Origin of the sequence: Coleofasciculus sp. D1-CHI-01, from assembly GCF_040218875.1 — a bacterium.
Taxonomy (GTDB): domain Bacteria; phylum Cyanobacteriota; class Cyanobacteriia; order Cyanobacteriales; family Coleofasciculaceae; genus Coleofasciculus.
Genome location: NZ_JAVJQP010000179.1, coordinates 1 through 19,856 on the forward strand (window position 1 = coordinate 1; position 19,856 = coordinate 19,856).

11 protein-coding genes, 1 tRNA gene and 1 pseudogene are annotated in these 19,856 nt (G+C 46.3%); 2 read left to right on the forward strand and 11 right to left on the reverse strand.

The features are described from left to right. Positions 1–141 precede the first annotated feature (141 nt). From RIB93_RS30285 to RIB93_RS30295, 3 genes and pseudogenes are all read right to left on the reverse strand, one after another. Positions 142–891 (reverse strand): annotated as a pseudogene (locus RIB93_RS30285) (F0F1 ATP synthase subunit beta); the annotation flags it as partial. Between the two features lie 594 nt (positions 892–1,485). After that, the gene (locus tag RIB93_RS30290) at positions 1,486–1,731 is read right to left on the reverse strand and encodes a helix-turn-helix domain-containing protein (RefSeq protein WP_446378699.1); all 246 of its coding nucleotides are present in this window, start codon (positions 1,729–1,731) and stop codon (positions 1,486–1,488) included. 323 nt (positions 1,732–2,054) lie between these two features. Beyond that, the gene (locus tag RIB93_RS30295) at positions 2,055–2,300 is read right to left on the reverse strand and encodes a helix-turn-helix domain-containing protein (RefSeq protein ID WP_446378653.1); all 246 of its coding nucleotides are present in this window, start codon (positions 2,298–2,300) and stop codon (positions 2,055–2,057) included. Between the two features lie 125 nt (positions 2,301–2,425). On the opposite strand from RIB93_RS30295, the gene RIB93_RS30300 reads away from it, so the two are divergent. Then, positions 2,426–2,680 carry a hypothetical protein gene (locus RIB93_RS30300; RefSeq protein ID WP_446378655.1) on the forward strand — a complete coding sequence of 85 codons (255 nt, stop codon included), beginning with the start codon at positions 2,426–2,428 and terminating at the stop codon, positions 2,678–2,680. 305 nt (positions 2,681–2,985) lie between these two features. Here RIB93_RS30300 and RIB93_RS30305 read toward each other — a convergent pair whose 3' ends face one another. The 7 genes from RIB93_RS30305 to RIB93_RS30335 all read right to left on the reverse strand — a co-directional run bounded on the left by RIB93_RS30305 (position 2,986) and on the right by RIB93_RS30335 (position 15,933). Then, on the reverse strand, positions 2,986–3,342 hold the full coding sequence (locus RIB93_RS30305) for a KGK domain-containing protein (RefSeq protein WP_446378657.1): 357 nt from the start codon (positions 3,340–3,342) through the stop codon (positions 2,986–2,988). Positions 3,343–3,421: 79 nt separating this feature from the next. Continuing rightward, the gene (locus RIB93_RS30310) at positions 3,422–9,124 is read right to left on the reverse strand and encodes a CHAT domain-containing protein (protein ID WP_446378659.1); all 5,703 of its coding nucleotides are present in this window, start codon (positions 9,122–9,124) and stop codon (positions 3,422–3,424) included. 785 nt (positions 9,125–9,909) lie between these two features. After that, complete coding sequence (locus tag RIB93_RS30315) at positions 9,910–10,728, reverse strand: DUF928 domain-containing protein (protein WP_446378661.1); 819 nt, start codon at positions 10,726–10,728, stop codon at positions 9,910–9,912. 230 nt (positions 10,729–10,958) lie between these two features. Next, positions 10,959–11,282, reverse strand: a complete 324-nt coding sequence (gene trxA, locus RIB93_RS30320) for a thioredoxin (RefSeq protein WP_446378663.1) — start codon at positions 11,280–11,282, stop codon at positions 10,959–10,961. A gap of 285 nt (positions 11,283–11,567) precedes the next feature. Beyond that, complete coding sequence (locus RIB93_RS30325; protein ID WP_446378665.1) at positions 11,568–12,731, reverse strand: GuaB3 family IMP dehydrogenase-related protein; 1,164 nt, start codon at positions 12,729–12,731, stop codon at positions 11,568–11,570. A 354-nt stretch (positions 12,732–13,085) separates the two neighbouring features. Beyond that, positions 13,086–15,131 carry a flotillin family protein gene (locus RIB93_RS30330; protein WP_446378667.1) on the reverse strand — a complete coding sequence of 682 codons (2,046 nt, stop codon included), beginning with the start codon at positions 15,129–15,131 and terminating at the stop codon, positions 13,086–13,088. A gap of 121 nt (positions 15,132–15,252) precedes the next feature. Continuing rightward, entirely contained in the window at positions 15,253–15,933 is a 681-nt protein-coding gene (locus RIB93_RS30335) for a DUF1449 domain-containing protein (RefSeq protein WP_446378669.1), read from the reverse strand. A 205-nt stretch (positions 15,934–16,138) separates the two neighbouring features. On the opposite strand from RIB93_RS30335, the gene RIB93_RS30340 reads away from it, so the two are divergent. Then, positions 16,139–16,209, forward strand: a tRNA-Cys gene (locus RIB93_RS30340). A gap of 286 nt (positions 16,210–16,495) precedes the next feature. On the opposite strand, the gene nrdJ is transcribed toward RIB93_RS30340, so the two are convergent. Continuing rightward, positions 16,496–19,816 (reverse strand): ribonucleoside-triphosphate reductase, adenosylcobalamin-dependent, encoded by a 3,321-nt coding sequence (nrdJ, locus tag RIB93_RS30345; RefSeq protein WP_446378671.1) that lies wholly within the window; start codon positions 19,814–19,816, stop codon positions 16,496–16,498. Positions 19,817–19,856: the final 40 nt, after the last annotated feature.

Genomic DNA, 19,856 nt, shown 5'->3' on the forward strand with positions numbered 1-19,856 from the left:
TTCTCAACTTTTCGGTACATCTATCTGATCATGATGCAAGGATTTTGAGCAATTTTACCAGATTCAGGAGCATTAAGTCAACTGTAAATACCGCTCAAAGTATTGATGGCTAAGGGTTTCGGAGTTGTGCAGCAACCCCTAGTTATCAATCAACAGCAGCACATCTTGCTGCACATCATCCCGAAAATACTCTGCCATAGTCAGAGCCGCATGACCAACCCGAAATCTAGCACCTGGCGGTTCATTCATTTGCCCGAATACCATCACGGTACTCTCTAAAACCCCCGCCTCTTGCATATCGCGATACAGTTCTTCCGCTTCCCGGTTGCGTTCACCAATCCCACAGAAGAAACTCACCCCTTCATGTTCAGTCACCATGTTGTGGATCATTTCAGTGAGCAGAACCGTTTTACCCACACCCGCACCACCAAACAATCCCGCTTTTCCGCCACGTTCTAGGGGAACTAGCACATCAATCGCTTTGATCCCCGTCTCCAAAATTTCCGAAGTCGTTGATTGTTCCGCCAGAGAAATCGCAGGTTGATGAATGGAACGCCATTCTACGTCTTTGATCTCCTCTTTTTTATCAATAGGGTCACCAAACACATTAAACACACGACCCAGTAATTGTTTTCCCACAGGAACCTGCAAGGGAACACCTGTATCCTTGACAACCGAACCTCGCGCTAACCCTGAAATTGGAGTTAAAGCAATACCCCGAATCGTCTTATCGTTAAGATGATTAACCACCTCAATCACAATCTTGTCATCCTCACCCGCCCGAAGCTGGCTATACATTTCCGGAAGCTGCTGCGGAAACTGAACGTCGATGACGCTGCTGCGAATAGAAACTAAAACATCCTCCTTTTGAAAGAGAGAGGGAGTTGGCAAGGTATAGCAACCGCCATAGCGGTTAGGACACATCATTTATGTAGAGACGTTGCATGCAACGTCTCTACAATGGTGCCGAAAGTCCTAATCGATGTGTCTACTGCTATATATCAACGAGAAGAGGAGAGGGGTGAACATGATCTAACAACCTGTAGGGGCGACCCGCTTCCATCAATTCACAACACCCGTCCATTCAATTCGGTCGGGTCGCCCTTTATTCAAACTACAAGTTCTATGGGATAAACTGTTCAGTCATCCAAGGAGTTTACGTTTCATGACATCTGGCTAAATGAGGTCGTTTTGACCCTTCCCCACCTTAGAAAAAACCTGGCTTGTAGGGGCGGGTTTTACTACTATTATTTCTGACCTAACCCAAATGTGACTAAACCCGCCCCGACTTGACCGTTTGCTTCCCGTGAAAAATCAGACAACTTTATCTTGAAGCGATGTATGTTTTTAGATGAATAAGTTCAAGTAGAGGCAGTCAAGTTGTAGGGGCGGGTTTAGGGGCAAAATTAACAGACAAACCAATAACCTTTCGACAAAACCCGCCCTGCCCCAACCTCACTGGTTCAAATAAACCCCTGGCATATTTCAGGTTTTATCGCTGTCTTGAAGGTAGTCCCCCAAATAAAGCCGGACAAACTCATCAGCAGGGGCTGGATCAAGACCGTGTAAAGCTTTAGCAATATCTGCGGCAGTTTCAGCACTGGGATCAGTCTGTTCATGAAACCAGCGAAAAACGACATAAGGCTTCACGCCCAATGCCACTGCCAATTTGTTTTGGCTAATGCCAAATGTTTCTAACGCTTGTCTGAGGGCTTTTCCGGCTTTTCCCATGCCCTCAATCGTGTCAAAAAATTTTCGCCGCGTAAATCTACACAAATCTGTGGTTATCCGGGAGAGGTAATGAGTGTAATGAAGCGATGTGTTTTTGTGGATGAATAAGTTCAAGTAGGAAGAACCAAGCTGTAGGGGCGGGTTTAGGGACAAAATTAACAGAGAAACCAATAACCTTTCTACAAAACCCGCCCTGCCCCAACTTTCCCTGACATGCTCCCCACTAACCCTGCCCTTCTTGGGAAGCGGGGGAGAGGAAAATAGGCAATCTTCTACCGGGAAGGGAGTAACAATCACTACTTCAAATAAACCCCTGGCATATTTCAGGTTTTATCCCTGTCTTGAAGATAGTCTCCCAAATAAAGCCGGACAAACTCATCAGCAGCGGCTGGATCAAGACCTTGTAAAGCCTCAGCAATACTTCGGACAGTTTCAGCACTGGGATCTGTCTGCTCATGAAACCAGCGAAAAACAACGGAAGGTTTAACTCCCAATGTGAGAGCCAATTTGTTCTGGCTGATGCCGTAGCTCTCTAAAACTTGCCGAAGGACTTTGCCTGCTTTTCCCATGTTCCCCATCGTGTCAGAGGAAGATCAGGAAGTAAATATTTGCAGATCTGCGAAGATAGAGCGTACAATTTGAGTATTCGCAGATCTGCGAATACTTCAGGTAAACGCAAATCAGAGAAACCCCAATGGTTCAGAACGTTTTGACCGATACCAAGCCACCCGAAGCCTCGATACAGCTACAAGCTTCTACCCATTCAGACTCAAAACGAGAATTCGTCAAAGTTATCGTCGTTGGTTCTAACAAAGGCGTGGTGAAAATCATTCACACGTTGTATCGTCTCGGTTTTGCCAATGTAACGGAATGGAGTCCTCTGACACCAACAGCAAATCCGGGAGAGGTAATGAGTGTAATTAAGCGATGTGTTTTTGTGGATGAATAAGTTCAAGTAGGAACAACCAAGCTGTAGGGGCGGGTTTAGGTGCAAAATTAACAGAGAAACCAATAACTTTTCTACAAAACCCGCCCTCCCCAACCTCGCACTAAGTAGTAGGACAAAAGAAAACGGTGCTGTATTAAGTTTTGTAAATAGCCCTCAAACCTTTACTGTTCCCTGTTCCCTGTTCCCTAATCTCAACCGTTAACTTTAATTGTGTCCACCTACTTATGAGATTAGGACAAGACATTGTGCCGCCATGGTAATCAACCTCAAGTTACCGTGAGGTGGGCATTGCCCACCCTACATCTCTAGCCCATCATTCCCACAATCGGTAGTTCCTCTTGCTTTTTTGATGTCTCGCTTGTATTTAAGGGTTGAGATTTCTGAGTCTCAGTTTCTTCAGGAACAAATTCCAGGCTGATTCTCACCGTGCCTTTTTGCCAACCTTTAGCTGTAAATCTCAAAACTTCAGCCGAAATACCCTTTTCACTAAACCAACCATTCTTGTCTTGAGTCCATCCCTCTAACCCTTCAAACTGCATCCGTATCGCTTCTACGAGTTCATCCACTCGAAACGTGCGATTTCCAATTAAAAGTTGTGTTGATTCATCAACCGACAATACTTCACCGCTCAAAAGTGGCTCAAACTGATTATCTATACTCATTTTCGCCGATAAATATCATTGGTCATTGGTTAATTGAACAATTCACCTCTGCTCCTCCGCCCCTCCGCACCTCTGCCTTTTACCACGGATTACCAACAATACTAAATGCTGACCAGTAATAGGGATGAGATAAGTCAGGATTACCCGGGTTGGCATCAGTAATTGGCAAAGTGATGGCTTTATCCGATAAGATTAATTGATTGTCCTCATACTTAACCTTTCCTTCAATCATTGCCACTTGCGCCCGTCGCCATGCTTCCGCTTTAATCGGTGCATCATCCAGATTATTGTAAAACTCTGCCATCATTGGCAACGTTCCCCAATCCTCGATGTACCATAAACTGGCTAATACTGATTTAACTCCCGCTTTAGCCGCAAATCCAGCAAACCCCAGTTCGGCACTCGGATCACCTAAGGCAGTACGACAAGCACTCAATACCACTAATTCTACAGCCGGATCATGCCAACCTAAACTACGAACTTCGTCTAATTCTACCTTAGTGTCCCACAACTGAATATAGGAATTACTGGGTGCGCCCGGTTCAAATTCTGCATGGGTAGCCAGGTGAATAATGCCAAAGGGTTTTTCTGCGCGTTGTGCCTTGAGATTGTTAACGGTAAAATTCTCATTGAGAAAAGCTTGACCACGCCATAATGTATTGGTCAAAATAGATACCTCAGCCGCCGCTGCTGGTAATTGTTCCAAAAGAGGATTATCGGGAAAATCTGAAGCACCCATTGCCAAAACAGGCATCGTTTTAATGTTGGCATAACGGGTATCTGTGAGACTCACACTGGGCATCAAACTCACACTATATCGCTCCACGATAAAGTTATCTCCATCATGGATAGCGGCTATGGGCAATGAGCGCAACCCTTCATCGAGAATAAAGACTAAATTCTCAATTCCTGTTTCTTGTAAATCTGTTTCTAAGGGGGCTACCATCCATTGATACAGTTGTTGGGCGTCATCTAAATATCCAAACCCACCATCAAGAATTTCTTGACGGAAGTTCTGTCCTGTATTCAGGACATCAGACTGTTTAGCCCCTGACACTCGCTTGGTAATAACATCCCGATCCGCTGTTACCAGCATCAGTTCTAATTCCATTTCTGATTTAGTGCTGCTAGGAACAAAAACCCCATAAATTACAGCAGGTTTTACCCCAGTTGCCACCTCAATGCTACGCAAGCGATTCCGAATTTCATCCAAGGTGAGGATTTTTTCTGCCTCCATTCCCAGTTGTTTCTCAAATGCCTGGGTAAAATAGCGCTCAATTTTGTAAACATCAGCATTGATAATTGGCTCTTGATCCAAGGCATTAGGAGTAGGAGGGCGTTCTAAAGGTTTCTTGAACTCTATTAGAGGATTGGTTGGATTAGTTGGATCAGTTGGATCAGTTGGATCAGTTGTAATAATCCGGATATTACCGAGCGTATAACTTCCCGGAAATGACTGAACAGGTGCAATCGTAAACTCTCCACTGGTAATGGCTTGTGCCGTACCATTCGTATTGCCATTACCGACAACAAAAGGCTCAATCACCTCCTGTGCGCCACCATCATGACGAATCGTAATATCGCCACCACCGTTACCGCCTGCAGTAGAAATACTAGCGTCTATGCCATTTTGATCGGTAAAGCTTCCTTTTGCTTGGAAGAATTGTTGCGTCGTGATATCAACATCACCGCCTTGACCATTGCTGCCGCCTTGGGCATTAATAGAATTGACGGTAATATCTTCCAAAGGATCGAGGATAACGTTGCCGCCATCGCCTTCAGTGCCACTAGAATTGATAACTCCCGTCGTAATCCTGATCTTCGCATTTACGGTAATATCGCCACCCGTGGCTGCAGAAGAATTTAAGTCACCTGTGTTAATTTCGTCGGCTTGACTGGTGAGGTTAATGGTGCCGCCAGATGTTGTAATATTCTCTGTGGTTAAGTCACTATTAGCCGTCACATCTACATGACCACCACCAGACTCTAAATCACCCGTTGTGACCTTTTCTGCTTCACTGGTGAGATTAATTGTTCCACCAGACGTTGTAATAGTTTCTGCAATTATATTGTTTGTTGCTCTTAATTCTACATTGCCTTCAGTTGCGGTAATATTGCCGACTATCAAGCTATCACTTGTGTTGAGTTCTAAATCTCCATTGAATAGTTGCAAATCACTCAAATTAACTATGCCAGTTCCTGATTGATGCGTAAAGCTACTGGCTGCGATCGCGTCTTTGGCTGTCACATTTGCTGCACTGAGAATAGTCAGATTGTCTAGAGGTGTAACGCTACCGACTTTCTCCTCAAAAATCACATTACCCGTTCCTGCCGTAAGATTGAGATTTTGCATCCCATCAAGACGATTATTAAACAGAATATCTCCCGTTTCATCACCTGTAGACAAGAACGTTTCACCCGTCAAACTGAACGCCGGATCAACCTGAATCGTTCCACCCTGACTGGCGAAACGAATCTCATCCCCATTAGTAGAAACATTACCCCCATTCTGAATTTCTATATCGCCGCCTTGACTGGCGAAATTAATTTCACCCCCATTAGTAGAAACATTACCCCCATTCTGAATTTCTATATCGCCACCTTGAGTCGCAAAATTAATCTCACCGTTAGCAGTAGCAACATTACCGCTGGTAAGAATATTAGCGCCAGTGGTGTTTATATCAACAGTTCCGCCAACATTAATCCTGTTTTCAATATTGACATTTCCACCTGTGGGATTATTATGTTCTACAATCAGATCTGTCTGAGTAATAATCTCGCCTAGAACATTAATATCTCCCCTTTCTTCCCCTGTATCGAGTTGAAGATATATATCACCACTCCCCGAATTCAACGTAGCGTCAGAGGCTATTTCTATAAAAGCATCACCAGGATCGCGAAATGCCTGGATAGCATCACTATCATTGGCAATTAATGTTAAATTCCCATCATCTGTGGTTATATCAGCATTGACAAAAATCCCTCGACCTGCTTTTAAGTTCAGCGCTCCCCCAGTTCCATTCGGATTGTCAGTGAGAATTGCTGCATCTACAGTGATGTCATTGTTTGCCTGAAACTCAATCTCGGTTCCCGTGTTAGTAATATTGGTAATCGTAGCGACATCAATTGTCACAGATTGGTTGGGATTATCATCAAACTCGAAGCTGGAGCCAAACAAATAAATATCCCCTGCATCGTTCATACCTCCTGGCGCTCCCACCACCACGTTTCTTTCTACCCCAGCAACCGCATTACCAAAATTGCTGGGTGAATCCGAGGGCTTGGGAAAGGTTTGCCAAAAACGTCCCGTGTCCGAATCTGGCAGGGGTTCATACAAATAGGTTGCATTTTCTCCGGGAGCGCTGACAACAACGTTAAACCCTAATACAGACTCAGCCGATTCTACCGCCGCTACTGAAGTACCAAATTGACCGTTATCAGCATTGGGACTAGAAAAAGTGTTTTGCAACTCGCCATCCTGATTAAACCAATAGGCAGCACCTTGAACTCCTTGTCCAAGATTATCACCCGGCGCTCCCAGCAGTATTTGTGACCCCATTGCGGCTACTGAATGACCAAACCGTCCGCTATCTGTAGGATTAGGGCTGATCAAACGTTGTTCATTGTTAGGATCTCCATTACTAAATAGATAGGCAGCACCTGCCGTTCTTGTTTGATTCCCTACCTCTACATTTTCTCCTGGCGCTCCCACCAGCACATCGGATTCCACTCCAGCTACTGAATAGCCAAATTGACCCCCAGCTACAGGCTGGGAACTGAAAAAGTCTGTCCTCTGGCTAGTCGTGCTATCGAATAAATAAGCAGCACCTGCATCTTGTCCGTCGGTATCATCTCCCGGAGCGCCAACCAGAACATTTGCACCCAAGGCGGCGACGGAATAACCGAAGCCTAATGTAGTGTCACCCGCAGGCGTCGAGGAATTTGGGTTTGTATAAGGTTGTATGAGTCCATCGCGATCAAATAAATAAGCCCTTCCTTCTTTTCCGTTCTCTCCCGGCGCACCGACGATAACTTTATCTGATCCCATCCCAGCTATAGCAAAACCGAATCTACCATTGTCAGTTTTATCTTGACTCGAAAACGTGTCTAATTCTGCTCCTGTACTACCATCAAACAAATAAGCAATACCTACGTCGTTCTGTCCACCTTCGTCGTATCCTGGATCACCTACGAGTACGTCTGAACCTAGCGCTGCAACTGAATAACCAAACTGGTTCCCTGGTGATGAAAGATCAGGATTAAAGCGTATCGCTAAGGGTGAATTTGCATCTCCAATCGTGATATTTTTGGGATCAAGCAGTAACGTACCCGGTTGACCGTTAATTGCTCCCGCATCAGCATGACCGGTAAAAATCAGCAATTCTTTGCCAGAAACTTCAATAAATCCCCCATCTCCCACTTCCGTTCCCCCACGGGCGCTAATGGTTCCATAAAAGCCCGTCACTCCATCTGCCCAAGCAAACACCTCACCGCCTGTCCCCTGTTCCCCAGCATCAGCCGTAATCAGCGAGTTTTCACTGATTAGGGTTTGAGACGCATTAAACGTACCTTGACCCTGATAGTCGCCGCCAAGTCGTACTGTTCCGCCGCCATACATCCCAGAAGCGTTAATTGTGGCATCAAATACACCCACTTTATTGCCAAACACATTCACTGACTGGGAATCGACGGTGGGAGATGAATGAGAAACATCCAGAGTACCAGAGGCGATCGCAAGCCCGGCTTTGGTTGATACAGTGATCCCAGACTCGTGAAGCTGTACTTGACCTGTATCCGTAACAGTTAATCCCGTCTCTACGCTTTCCTCTGTACCCGTCAGCAGCGTTGGTAAATCCAAGGGATCAATTGCCTCTATCTCCCCATTCTCATTGGTAGATGGTACAATTTCTAAACTTAATAATTGTCCCGGTTGGCTGATCCGCACCCGATTGGATTCCGGTACAGCCGCCATTGTAATGGTGCCGCCTGGTGCAGTCAGTTGCCCGGTATTAATCGTATTTCCTGCCAGTAGGGTTAAATTATGCCCTTCTGATACGGCTAGATTGCCAGCATTAATTAGGGTGGCGGGTTGAGCTAAATCAAAGGCAAACTGATTGGGATCACCGATTAACGTTTGATAGTTATTTTCACTAAAGACATTGAACCACTGATCTCCCGCAAAACCAATTCCTGTCGCGGTTGTAGCTGTAAACGATGCGGTAACATTTAAACGGGCATTTGCCCCAAATACAATCCCCGCCGGATTCATTAAAAATAAATTCGAGTTGCCCCCGGTAACTTGAATCAAACCATTAATAATTGAAGCTTCCCCACTAACTACCCGCCCCAAGATATTGCGAATTTCAGGATTAGAAATAAAATTGGCAGTTTCATCAGCGGAAAGATCAAGGTCTTGGAAACTGTGAAATAGATTTTCCCCGTCCCCGGACAAGATGCCACCGTCGATGTTAAATTGGGTACCGTCTTGCTCAACCGTTGTCCCTACCTGATCACCTGCCCCGGTAACGGACTGAGCCACGATTAGACTTGGGGGGTTGATCAGTGTGGATTCCTTGGTTATAATGGGATCTTTAGCAAAAGTATTGGGTGGGTATGGCTGAGTAACTGAAGTGTTTGTCAATAGAGAGCTAGGGTTAAACTGAGGAACAATCGGTACGTCTGTTTGATCCACCTCGAGAGGGATTGAAGTCGCCTGAGTTTGCTGTATACTGGTAACACCCAAAAAAGGTAAAGTAGCCAACAGCAAAATTGCTCCTTTCATTGCGGAATTAATCATAGGGGCTACAGAACTCCGTGGAATAAATAGAACTGATGTATAGGACTTGACAGACAGAATTTTACTCAACCCTAAATAAGGCAAGTCCAAATTAGAAGCCGCACCGAATCCCAATACGATTACTCAGCTATCAAATGATACGTTGAATTTTAAAGAGACACCAAAACTATTGCGGTTGAATTGTCGTCGAAAGTATCTGAATAATCAATCTGGATGATATCACTCCCCTTTCCAGGGTTAAGCTATCTGTTATTGGTTTTAGCTATGGTTAACCTAGGCATAAGTTCAATACCATGCCTCTCAAAGAAATTCAGAAGCCGGAATCCCTTTGCCGAAATGACTCAATTATGGTTAGCCACCAACCGATATTCTCCAATGACAACAAAATACTAAACCCTTGGACAAGAAAGCACAGTATTTAGTGATACACCACCTAGTACTTGAGAAAATATCCAATCTACTTCTTTATAGCACACTGTTTTAAGGGTCAAGCGGCTATCGAATTAAAATTAGGGGCGATAAGCTGTTTCTAGTACACGAGAACAGCCAAAGTGCAAAAATGAGGGACTGATCGAACGAGATAGTGTAGCGGGGTCTTACAGCGGGTCTTACAGGCTCGAATCAAGTCGCTGATATCTCGTGTTTAACGTGGAATTAGGAACATCCAGTAGAGATAGGGGTTTTTGGCAACGGTGGAAGACAAGCAACCTTAGTTAGAGAACAGGGTGATTGATAATTCTCAATTGAGAACCACTATGCCAATTTGGGGATCACTGAGCCAAAGCACTACAGCATTCAGTAATGGGTTTGGATGCGATCGCGTCGAGTTCAATATCCTCTAACAAGTTAATCCAATCCATCGCCAGGGCGTAATTGGCAGTCTGAGTACGGCGAAGATTGCCGATCAGGGTGAGAGAGTCAAACCAAATCCCATTTCGGGCTAAAACAATGGCGCGATCGCGGGGAGTCAACGCCCAGTTTAATTCTTGTTGGAGTTCAGCCGTTACCGGAACACGTTGGATAGAACCTCTAACTCGGACTCGTCTGGGATCACTGCGAACCGCCGCCTGTTGGGGATCTTCACAGTAAACGGTAAAAATCCAGTTGTAGTATTGGTTTTCCTTTAGCGCGGGTGTGCTGGGCGGTAAAGTGATACTCATCACACCGGGTAGGGCGTTCGTCACAGGATAGGTGGTTTCGTACACTTTCTCCCCCTGATCACTCCAGAGGGCAAATTTCATCGAGTGGAATTTCTTTGCGCCATCGGGAACATAAAACCAGAAGGTAGGATGTTCCTCTACTGTTAATCCCACATTGGTATCGGGAATCAGGGCGAACAGAGATTCTCCAGATTGACTTCCCCCACAGAGACTACGACTCGCGCCACCTGTACGATTACCGGAACGGGGGCTTCCCCGACCCGATAGATCCAGATTAAACTCAAGCATATCTTGCAGCGAGGGAGTATTACTCGCTGAGTTGGTCGATTGAGAGTAAGTCGGAATCGGACTGACCAGACAACCAACCACGATCGATGCGATCGCCACAACACGTTTAATGGGTTGAGGCGATATAGGTATCTTAGTCATGACTTAGTAAAGTCTATAGATTTAGACATTTACATAGTACAAGTGGCAGTGTCTTAATCCGGATTTACGATAGAAAAAGAAGTAAATATATTGGCTTGGGGACTAGACCGGAACTCAAGATACCAACCTGATCAAGTGCTTACAGGCTTTTTGTAGCTGTAGCGACTCCTCGCGCCTGCAAGCGTAACTAGCCTTAACCCGATTCGGCTTAAGGCTTAATTGATTAGGGATTAGAGGTACTTTTCTAGAGTGTTTGCTAGCGTCGTTTTTGGAACTGCGCCCACAACCATATCGACTCGTTGCCCTCCTTTAAAAATCATTAAGGTAGGAATGCTGCGAATCCCATACTGACTGGCTACATTCGGATTTTCGTCAGTGTTGAGCTTCACCACCTTGACCTGACCTTCGTACTGTTGTGCGATTTCATCCACCACAGGTGCGACCATCCGACACGGACCACACCAAGGTGCCCAAAAATCGACTAAAACGGGAACGTCACTATCTAGGACGTCTTGCTTAAAACTGGCGTCTGTAACTGCTACGGATGTTGACATGCCTGGAAATCCTTGCGTGTACTATTTCTATGTGTCTTGGGATATTTTACCACAGAGAAAACTGAGCGTTCCCCTGCCAAAAAAGTATATATTTAGACATAAATTTTCACATTTCATCGATTAAGATGTTAAACTATCCTGACATTGGGGCTGAACCCCCAAAAAGGAACCGCCCGAACTCAGTCCGGGCGGAGTGTGGTGTGAGGAGTGAACGGAATTTCTTCCGTCTTTTCCATGTTAACTTACATCAGTGGGGTTTGGGGCAGTTTGTCAACCTCACAAATTTTATTTCCCCATTCCCAACTGCTGCGCTTTCTGGTAAACTTTCCCTTCTGTGAGCAGGGATGGCGCAATCACGACTTCAACTTGCTGCATTTCTTTCAAGTCCTTAGCGCCCAAGGTTCCCATACTGGTTTTCAGCGCACCTAAAAGATTATGAGTGCCGTCATCGAGTTGCGCTGGTCCAATCAGAATTTCCTGTAATGTTCCTGTACTCCCCACCTGAATGCGCGTTCCTCGGGGCAGAACCGGGCTAGGGGTTGCCATTCCCCAGTGAAACCCGCCTCCTGGGGCTTCTTTGGCACGAGCCAGAGGAGAACCAATCATCACCGCATCTGCGCCACAAGCGATACATTTACAGATATCTCCCCCGGTAATTAACCCACCATCAGCAATGACTGGCACATAATTACCCGTCTCTTGATGATAGTCGTCACGGGCAGCCGCACAATCCGCCACCGCCGTCGCCTGGGGGACTCCCACACCCAGAACTCCCCGCGAGGTACAAGCGGCACCCGGACCAATTCCCACTAAAACAGCCGCCGCACCTGCTTTCATTAAGTTCAGGGCAACTTCGTAGGTGACACAATTGCCCAAAACCACGGGCATTGGCATATCCTGGCAGAACTGGGCTAAATCTAGGGGGGTGACTGATTCAGGTGACAGGTGAGCCGTGGACACCACAGTGGCTTGGATGAAGAATAAATCAGCACCTGCTGAGGCGACAATTTCACCGTATTTCATCGCACCGGCTGGCGTCGCACTTACCGCCGCAATCCCACCTTGGTCTTTAATTTCCTGAATTCGCTGGCTGATTAATTCCGGTTTAATCGGTTCGGCATACAACTCCTGCATCAGATTAACGAATTCTGATTTACCTACGGAGGTGATTCGCTCTAATATCGGAACAGGGTCAGCATAACGGGTTTGAATGCCTTCGAGATTAAGCACCCCTAGCGCTCCCATCTCAGATAGGATCACTGCCATTCGCACATCAATCACACCGTCCATCGCACTGGCAATGATCGGAATCTCTCGTTCGATGCTCCCCAAACGCCAACGGGTGTCTGCCAAATTAGGGTCTAGCGTCCGTTGTCCGGGGACTAGTGCGATTTCATCAATACCGTAGGCTCTGCGAGCTTTCTTACCTCGCCCAATTTGAATATCCACGCTTCTTTATTTGTTCCCAAGACTATTTAAGCTAGGGTATCAAATTTTGTTCTTTGTCATTTGTCATTTGTTAGGGAACAGGGAACAGGGAACAGGGAACAGGGAATGGGCAATAGGCAATAGGCAATAGGCAATAGGCAATAGGTAAGGTAGAGTTTTGAGTTAACTTCCCCAGCTCCCCCATCTCCCCCATCTCCCCCATCTCCCCCATCTCCCCCATCTCCCCCATCTCCCCCAGCTCCCCCAGCTCCCTCTGATCCCCTAGAAGGGCGGGTTTAGTCAAGTTATCGGTTTGTGGCAAAACGTTATCAGTAAAACCCGCCCCTACAGTCCTGCTCCTGGAGCTACCCTATCTCAATTATGAGGGGTTCTGGGGTCTTCGCGATCGCGCTTTGACCCAGATGCCCGATGGGGTGGTGCAGAACCCTCATCACTCTTAGTTTGAGACGGTTCGACAAGTTTCGCGGCTGAGGACAAGGGTTGTCGTTGTCCAGGAGATTTTGCCGGGGGAGGGGCTGGCGGTGTTTGCCGTTTGGCTAAGGCTTGAGTCTCCAGTTCGGCTGAAGACTCTGGGGTATTATGGCTTTCATTTCCTCCATTTTGGCTGGGATTATTTCGTACCAACTGACTCACTTGACCAATTAAGTTTCCTAGCTTTCCTTCATCCAGAAGGGTGTTGATTAACGATAAGCCACTGGTTGAGAGTAAGAGTTTGTTAATATCACCCATACCATTACCATTGCCATTACTGCCATTCATCCCAGGAAATGCGAAAATTCGGGTATCTCCTAAAATTCCCGGTTGTGGTGCTAAGGCTTTGGCAATTTCTGGTAGTTTGTCTACTAAATCGGGCCAAATTGTGGTCAGCACTTGGGCGCTTAATTTGGAGTCACTTAAGGTATTCTCGGCTTCAATGATTGCTTGTTTTCCTTCGGCTTCAGCCAGGGCTTTATCCCGATTCGCTTGGGCTAAGGTGCGAATGGATTCGGCTTCTAATTCTGCCGCTTGACGGGCAATTTCCGCTTGACGACGACGGCGGAAGACATCGATTTCTACGACGTTTTGGTCGGCAATCCGCCGCTTTTCTGCCTCTTGTTCAGCTGAAATTAAGGATAGGCGTTTTTCCCGTTCTGCTTTTTCAATCTCCGTCGCCGTAACCACACCGGATTCTGCTTCAGCGCGTTCGGCTTCAGCGACAAAGCGTTCCCGTTCTTTATTAGCAATCGCAACAGCGGCTTCCTGTTTTGCCACTTTCGACAAGCGTTCGGCTTCAGCCACCCGAACTTGGGCTTCTAGGCGGGAGGAATCGACGGTTTGCTGGCGGGTAATTTCGGCAATTTCGGCTTCTTGTTTTTGCAAGGTTTGGGCGACTTTTAGCTGTTTATTCCGTTCCTCTAGGGTAATATCAGCTTGAATTTGATTTTCTTGCACCGATAGTTTGCGGCGAATTTCTTCTTCTTCTACGGACTTATCTTGTAAAATATTCGTCCGTTGTACTGTGGCGGCTTCTTTGGCTTTGGCTTCTTCTATCTCCCGTTGTCGCTGGGATTTTAGGGATTCAACCTCTAGTTGTTGTCCTAGGGTGGCGTCTTCTTTCTCTTGGTCAATTCGCAGGGATTGCTTCTGGGCATCGAGTTCCTGCTGTTCAATTCTCACCTGGGTACTCAGTTCGACTTCCCGTTTTTGTTGGATGGAGCGTTGAATGGTTTCAGTTCGCAGGCGGACTCCTTGGGCATCGAAGAAGTTATTGGTATCGTAGGTATCGCTTTCTTCGATTTCAGAAATGGCGATATTATTCAGAGTTAAGCCAACTTTTTTTAGATCAGGCTGAATCAGATTCAAGACTTCATCAGCAAAGCCTAATTTATCAGAATCAATTTCGGTTAAACTCTGTTTCTTCGCGGCGGCTCGAATTGCATCATCTGCTCGTTTTTCTAGGGCTTCTTTAATATCTTCCGTAGAAACTCGTCCTTGTTTCGAGAGTCGGGCTGCAGCGATTAACACATCCTCTTGATCGGCATTGATACAGACATAAAAGGTGGCTCGCATATTTGCCCGCAGGTAGTCTTGAGTCCGCACCGCTAGCTTTCCGGTTCGTTCCACATCAATGGAAATTTCGCGTAAGGGAACACGGGTCAGTTCATGAAAACCGGGTAAAACGATACAACCGCCATAAAGAATAACGGATTTCTTTTTGACGAATAATCCGCCCGTTCTGACAAAGGCTTCATTATTGGGAGTGATTTTATAAATTAGTTTGTATGACCATAAGCCAGCAATAAGTACTAAAAAGAGTGCGCCAATTAAACCGGGAAAAAAGAGGATACCACTGGGAAGTTGTGCCAGGGTAGATGATACTGGAACAGTCTGGGCGGTTGATGTTGTAGATGATTGTGACATGGTAGTTAGCGATTAATACTCTATAGGTTTTATTAAAGCTTGGGAATCATACACATTTAAAGGTTGTGTAAAAAGAATCACATTTTGCTATAACCTTACACAAGGGTTGTGTATGTATCTGTTAATGTGAATCCTTAACTTGGGGCGAATTAGACAACCATTGCTGTTGATCAGAACTATCTTTGGTAATCACCCGGTAGCTTTCTGGTTGTCGTTCAATGACTAAGACGTAATTGCCGCGATTGGGAATTATTTTTGCCCATTGCGGTAGGGTGGCATTAATTGTCACTAGATTACCACTGGGATCAATCACATCCACTTGACCGATTTTGCCTTGGCTTTCCATGGGAATTGAACGGGAACTAACGGTACCCTGACAACCAATTAAGCGATCGCCACTGGTATCTTCACCAAATGTGGCAAAGATTTTACCTAAAGGTCGAGAAATTAAGCTACCACTGAATAAACTCAGGAGTAGGGATGCGCCGCCGACGACACCACCGAATAAACCTGTGGGAATCGTACCCGTGACATTCGCGATCGCCACATTAATCATCCAGCCGAAAAGCCCTACCAGACAACAGTCTGTGGCGAGTAGCAAAATTAGGGGAACTTTACCCACACCCAGAAAACTGAACATTGATCCCATGGCAAAATTGCCATCGGCATCTACATCAGCATCCGCATCGGCATCGATATCAAAGTCATCATCACCGCCACCGGAGACAATAACAACGAGAAATAGGAGGATTCCCATCCCTAGGAAAATCCAGTAGGGCAGGTTAAGCAGGTTGAATAGCATGGATTGAGGTTGCGATCGCGACTGTAGCGGGACGCTGTATTAACGAATATTCTCAGCCTAGCGAGGAATGGACAAAATAGCTTCACCCCGCTAAAATACTTAATGTTTTGCTCGCCCTAAAGAATTCCTGGCGAAAGAGACACATAAGGATGAGATAGGCTATAATCCTTTATTGTAGAAACGTGCCATGGCGCGTCTCTTATGCGGCGGCATCGCCAAGTGGTAAGGCAGGGGCCTGCAAAGCCTTTACCCCCAGTTCGAATCTGGGTGCCGCCTTTTTAGATCCCCCTTCCGTCCCCCTTTTGATCCCCCTTCCGTCCCCCTTTTGATCCCCCTTCCGTCCCCCTTCAAAAGGGGGAGACCAAAGGATGCTTCGCTTTTTTTTCCATGGGGGAGACCAAAGGATGCTTCGCTTTTTTTTTTCATGGGGGAGAACTCAAAGCCTCTCTCCTTGCAGGAAAGAGGTTTGGAGAGAGGTTTTCCAGATCCCGTGAAAAGTAAGCCCTGGTCAAGGGGAGGAAACTCGAAGGGTTTTAGTCGGGAGGTTTATCCTACTAATGAATTATCCATTCGGTGTCTGTTCCGGGAACATACATTTATCCGAATCACAACCCACGGGTCCAGCTTCCATTAATTCACCTGCATCATATTTCTCCAAAGCAGAATAGAACTCAGAGACTTTTCGTCGCTGTTGTACCTCTTGCATCAATTGGTTGTATGTTGCTTTATCAATCGGTTCAAAAGGCAAACGGGGGAAGGATTGATGGTCATCAAACCGTGCCAACAGCGCCGCTGAAATATACCCTTCATCATCCTGAATTGCTTGATAAATCCGTTCTCCTAAGGGTTCAACTTCATTGACGCGCAATTCCCAGGTGGAAGAGGTGTTATGGGTTACATACCAGCGCTGGACTTGCATGGCAAAATCCATTTGTGCCAATGCCGAAAACTGACTGATATCAATTTCATCAGCACCGGGTAAATCTGCCCAAGATACAGCCACGGGAATTTCCACTAGCCATTCGGAACAGGCTTCAGCAAAGGGATCATTTAAGAGATTTCCGTTTTCATCTTTATCCGATTGCGATGGCGTGACATTATACCCATATTCCAGACAAGCTAACGCCACTGGGTCATTCTTTCTGAACGTAATGCGGCGAATAAATCGCTGTGCTTTGGGGGGATGCCAACCCGGAGATGCGCCTGTGAGTAGCGATTTTGTCCCAGAGGGTTGCACGGTTGTACAGCGATTGGGGCGTTTAATCCCATGCTTGTCGCAATACTCCCACACCACCCGATGCACAATATCGCGCCACCGGGTTAAATAGGCTTTTTCTTGTTCCTTAAACTGTACACCTTGGTCAGTATCTAGGCGTCCCTCTGCCCACCAGTGTAACCAGTCTGCGCCAAACGCCTTGACAAAGAAATCGAATAGTCCGGTGAAGGATACGCCGACAATGGGGTCTAATTCCCGTGACTTTTGATACCGTTCCTCAACAAACTGATGGTTGAGCAAAATGGCAACGGAAAGCGCCCCAGCACTGAATGCCTCCTCTTGTTCTTTCTCGTTATTCGGATCAATTTGATTTAGGTGAATTTCGGCTAAATTACAATGGAATACCGATCCAATAATTTCACCGCAATTGTGCGCCACAATGCCATTAGCATCGAACCGAGAGACACCGGTAACGGTGCAATCGTAAACGGATTCGATACCAGTAGGAGAAACAGAGTCAACGGTGACAACAAAGCGTTCCCGGTTTAGCTTACGCTTGTATCCGTTGAGTAAATTGTCCAACTTTTGCTGTTTTTCCGGCTGACGGAAACCCACGCGATCGCGGAATTCAATCAGATTGTCATTTGCAATCACTAATTCGGGCTGATTTTGATCAACCGTAGAAACAATTCCTAAGCGCAGCAGCATCCGCTGTACGGCTTGAAGCCACTCAAGATTACCTTGGGCTAAACCCACGCTAATGCCTTTATTTTGCGTTACTTGCACGCTACCATCGGCATCGAATAATCCTTGTAGGAATCCCCGATAAAACTCGTAGCTGGCTTGTTCAACTTCCGGCGTCACTATTTTTTGACCGCGATGAATCTTGAACTGGGCGGCTAATTGATCCAGCCCACTTGATGCTACTTGATGCAAATCCGGTTGGCGATCAGAATCACTCCCTAAATTTACAGTACAAACACCATTGTTTTGGAGGGTTGCTACTTCAGACTCTGCCATTTCTACTTGAGAGTCACCCCAGAAGCGCACGATTGCTTGAGTTTGGGCGAGTGATCCATTACCAACAAGACTCCCTAATAACCATCCTTGGGTAAATGTTCCCACACCTTGCCAAGGCTGAATTCCTCGGTGATTGTGCAAGCATACGCGATCGCCTGGTTGCAATTCCTCAGCCGCTACCCATTCGGTATATTGACGCTTTTGGGTTTGGGCGCTGACTCGTAAAAGTTGATGGTTTCCCGTCAGACGTAGAGAAACCCCCTCTTTTGTGGCTAGGGTGAAGACGGCGCGATCGCCTGTATAGAAAAAGCCATCGCCTGTTGTGCTAAACAGTTCCCCATTCACGTAAGTTCCATGTTGTTTCCCGATTAAATCTTTAACTTGGCGGGGACCAAATTCCGTATGCACCCAAGTATCCCCTGTTACACAGGGATTTAAGCCAAACCGCTGCAAGCGATGATCAATTTCATCGGGGGTCAAATTCGGATACTTTTCCTTTAACCAATGACTCCCATTTCCTTGTTCATAAGCTTGCAGAAACTCTTTTCTCAACGCTTGAGTAGTTAGCAAATCACAACTCGCTCGTGCTACGGATTCTCCCGCCCACTGAATCGCACCTTCACCGGAATAATATTGTTTGCGAACGGCGGCAATACATTCCTCTAAGGTGGGTTTATGGTGGAAAACACGGGAATGATTAGCCATCCTCAACGCATCGCGTTCCGGATCAATCCGCCAGTTTCCATTTTCATCTTGTTGCCACAGATTATCTTTAGCATTGATAAAGTTTTCATCATTACTAATGCCTTGCCGCATACCTGCAGAACGACGCACGTTTCCGGCGACAACCACAACAGCCGCTTCGTCAATTAATAGACAGCATTCGACTGAATTTAATTGCTGTCCCACGGCTTTATTTAAAATATCCGCACATCGCTGATAAAGTTCCGGTAATTTAATCGGATTTGCCACCCCGCCAAAGCCTTTTAGCGATTCTCCAGCAGGACGGATATCACTCACATTAATGGATACCTGAACTTCACCAGAAAATCGTTCATCTGTGGATAATTCCAACAGACTTTGATAGGATTGAACCCACCCTTGACGGGAGTCTCCGACATAAATTGTCACCTGATTCCCATCAATTTTGACCTCAGTTTTTTCCCGCCGTTCCTCCGATGGCGTTGTGCCAATTTCACCCTCTAAGGTGACATTTAGAGGATTGCGAATTGGGGGTAACTGATTGATGTATTGGGGTTCTAAAACCGCCCCTGTGCCGCAGCCCATCATGGCGAGATCCATCATTAAGCCAAAGGCACGCCAGTCTACCACATTCGTAGATGTACAATTATAAGCGCCAGAGAAATTTTCCGGATTTTCCAGCCAATCGGTGCCGCCGACCCACAACCATCTGCCTGAGGGTAAACTTTTAATCTGGTGCATCATCCGTTCCATCAGGGCGGTTTCTGATGGAGTTAGCTTACCCAGTTTGCTTAAGCCTTGGATCGTGCGATCGCACACCTCCCTCCACGTCTCTCTACCCTTGGCTGTGCGGCGGCTGTAGGTTCTGAAAAACACCGGATTTGCCGTCGCTGCCGTTTCTGGAAAATCACCATTGAGATGTTCCCGTTCAAGCTCTCTTACCATTGTGATAATCTACTGTTAATTTCCGCTAAACCTAGACTAT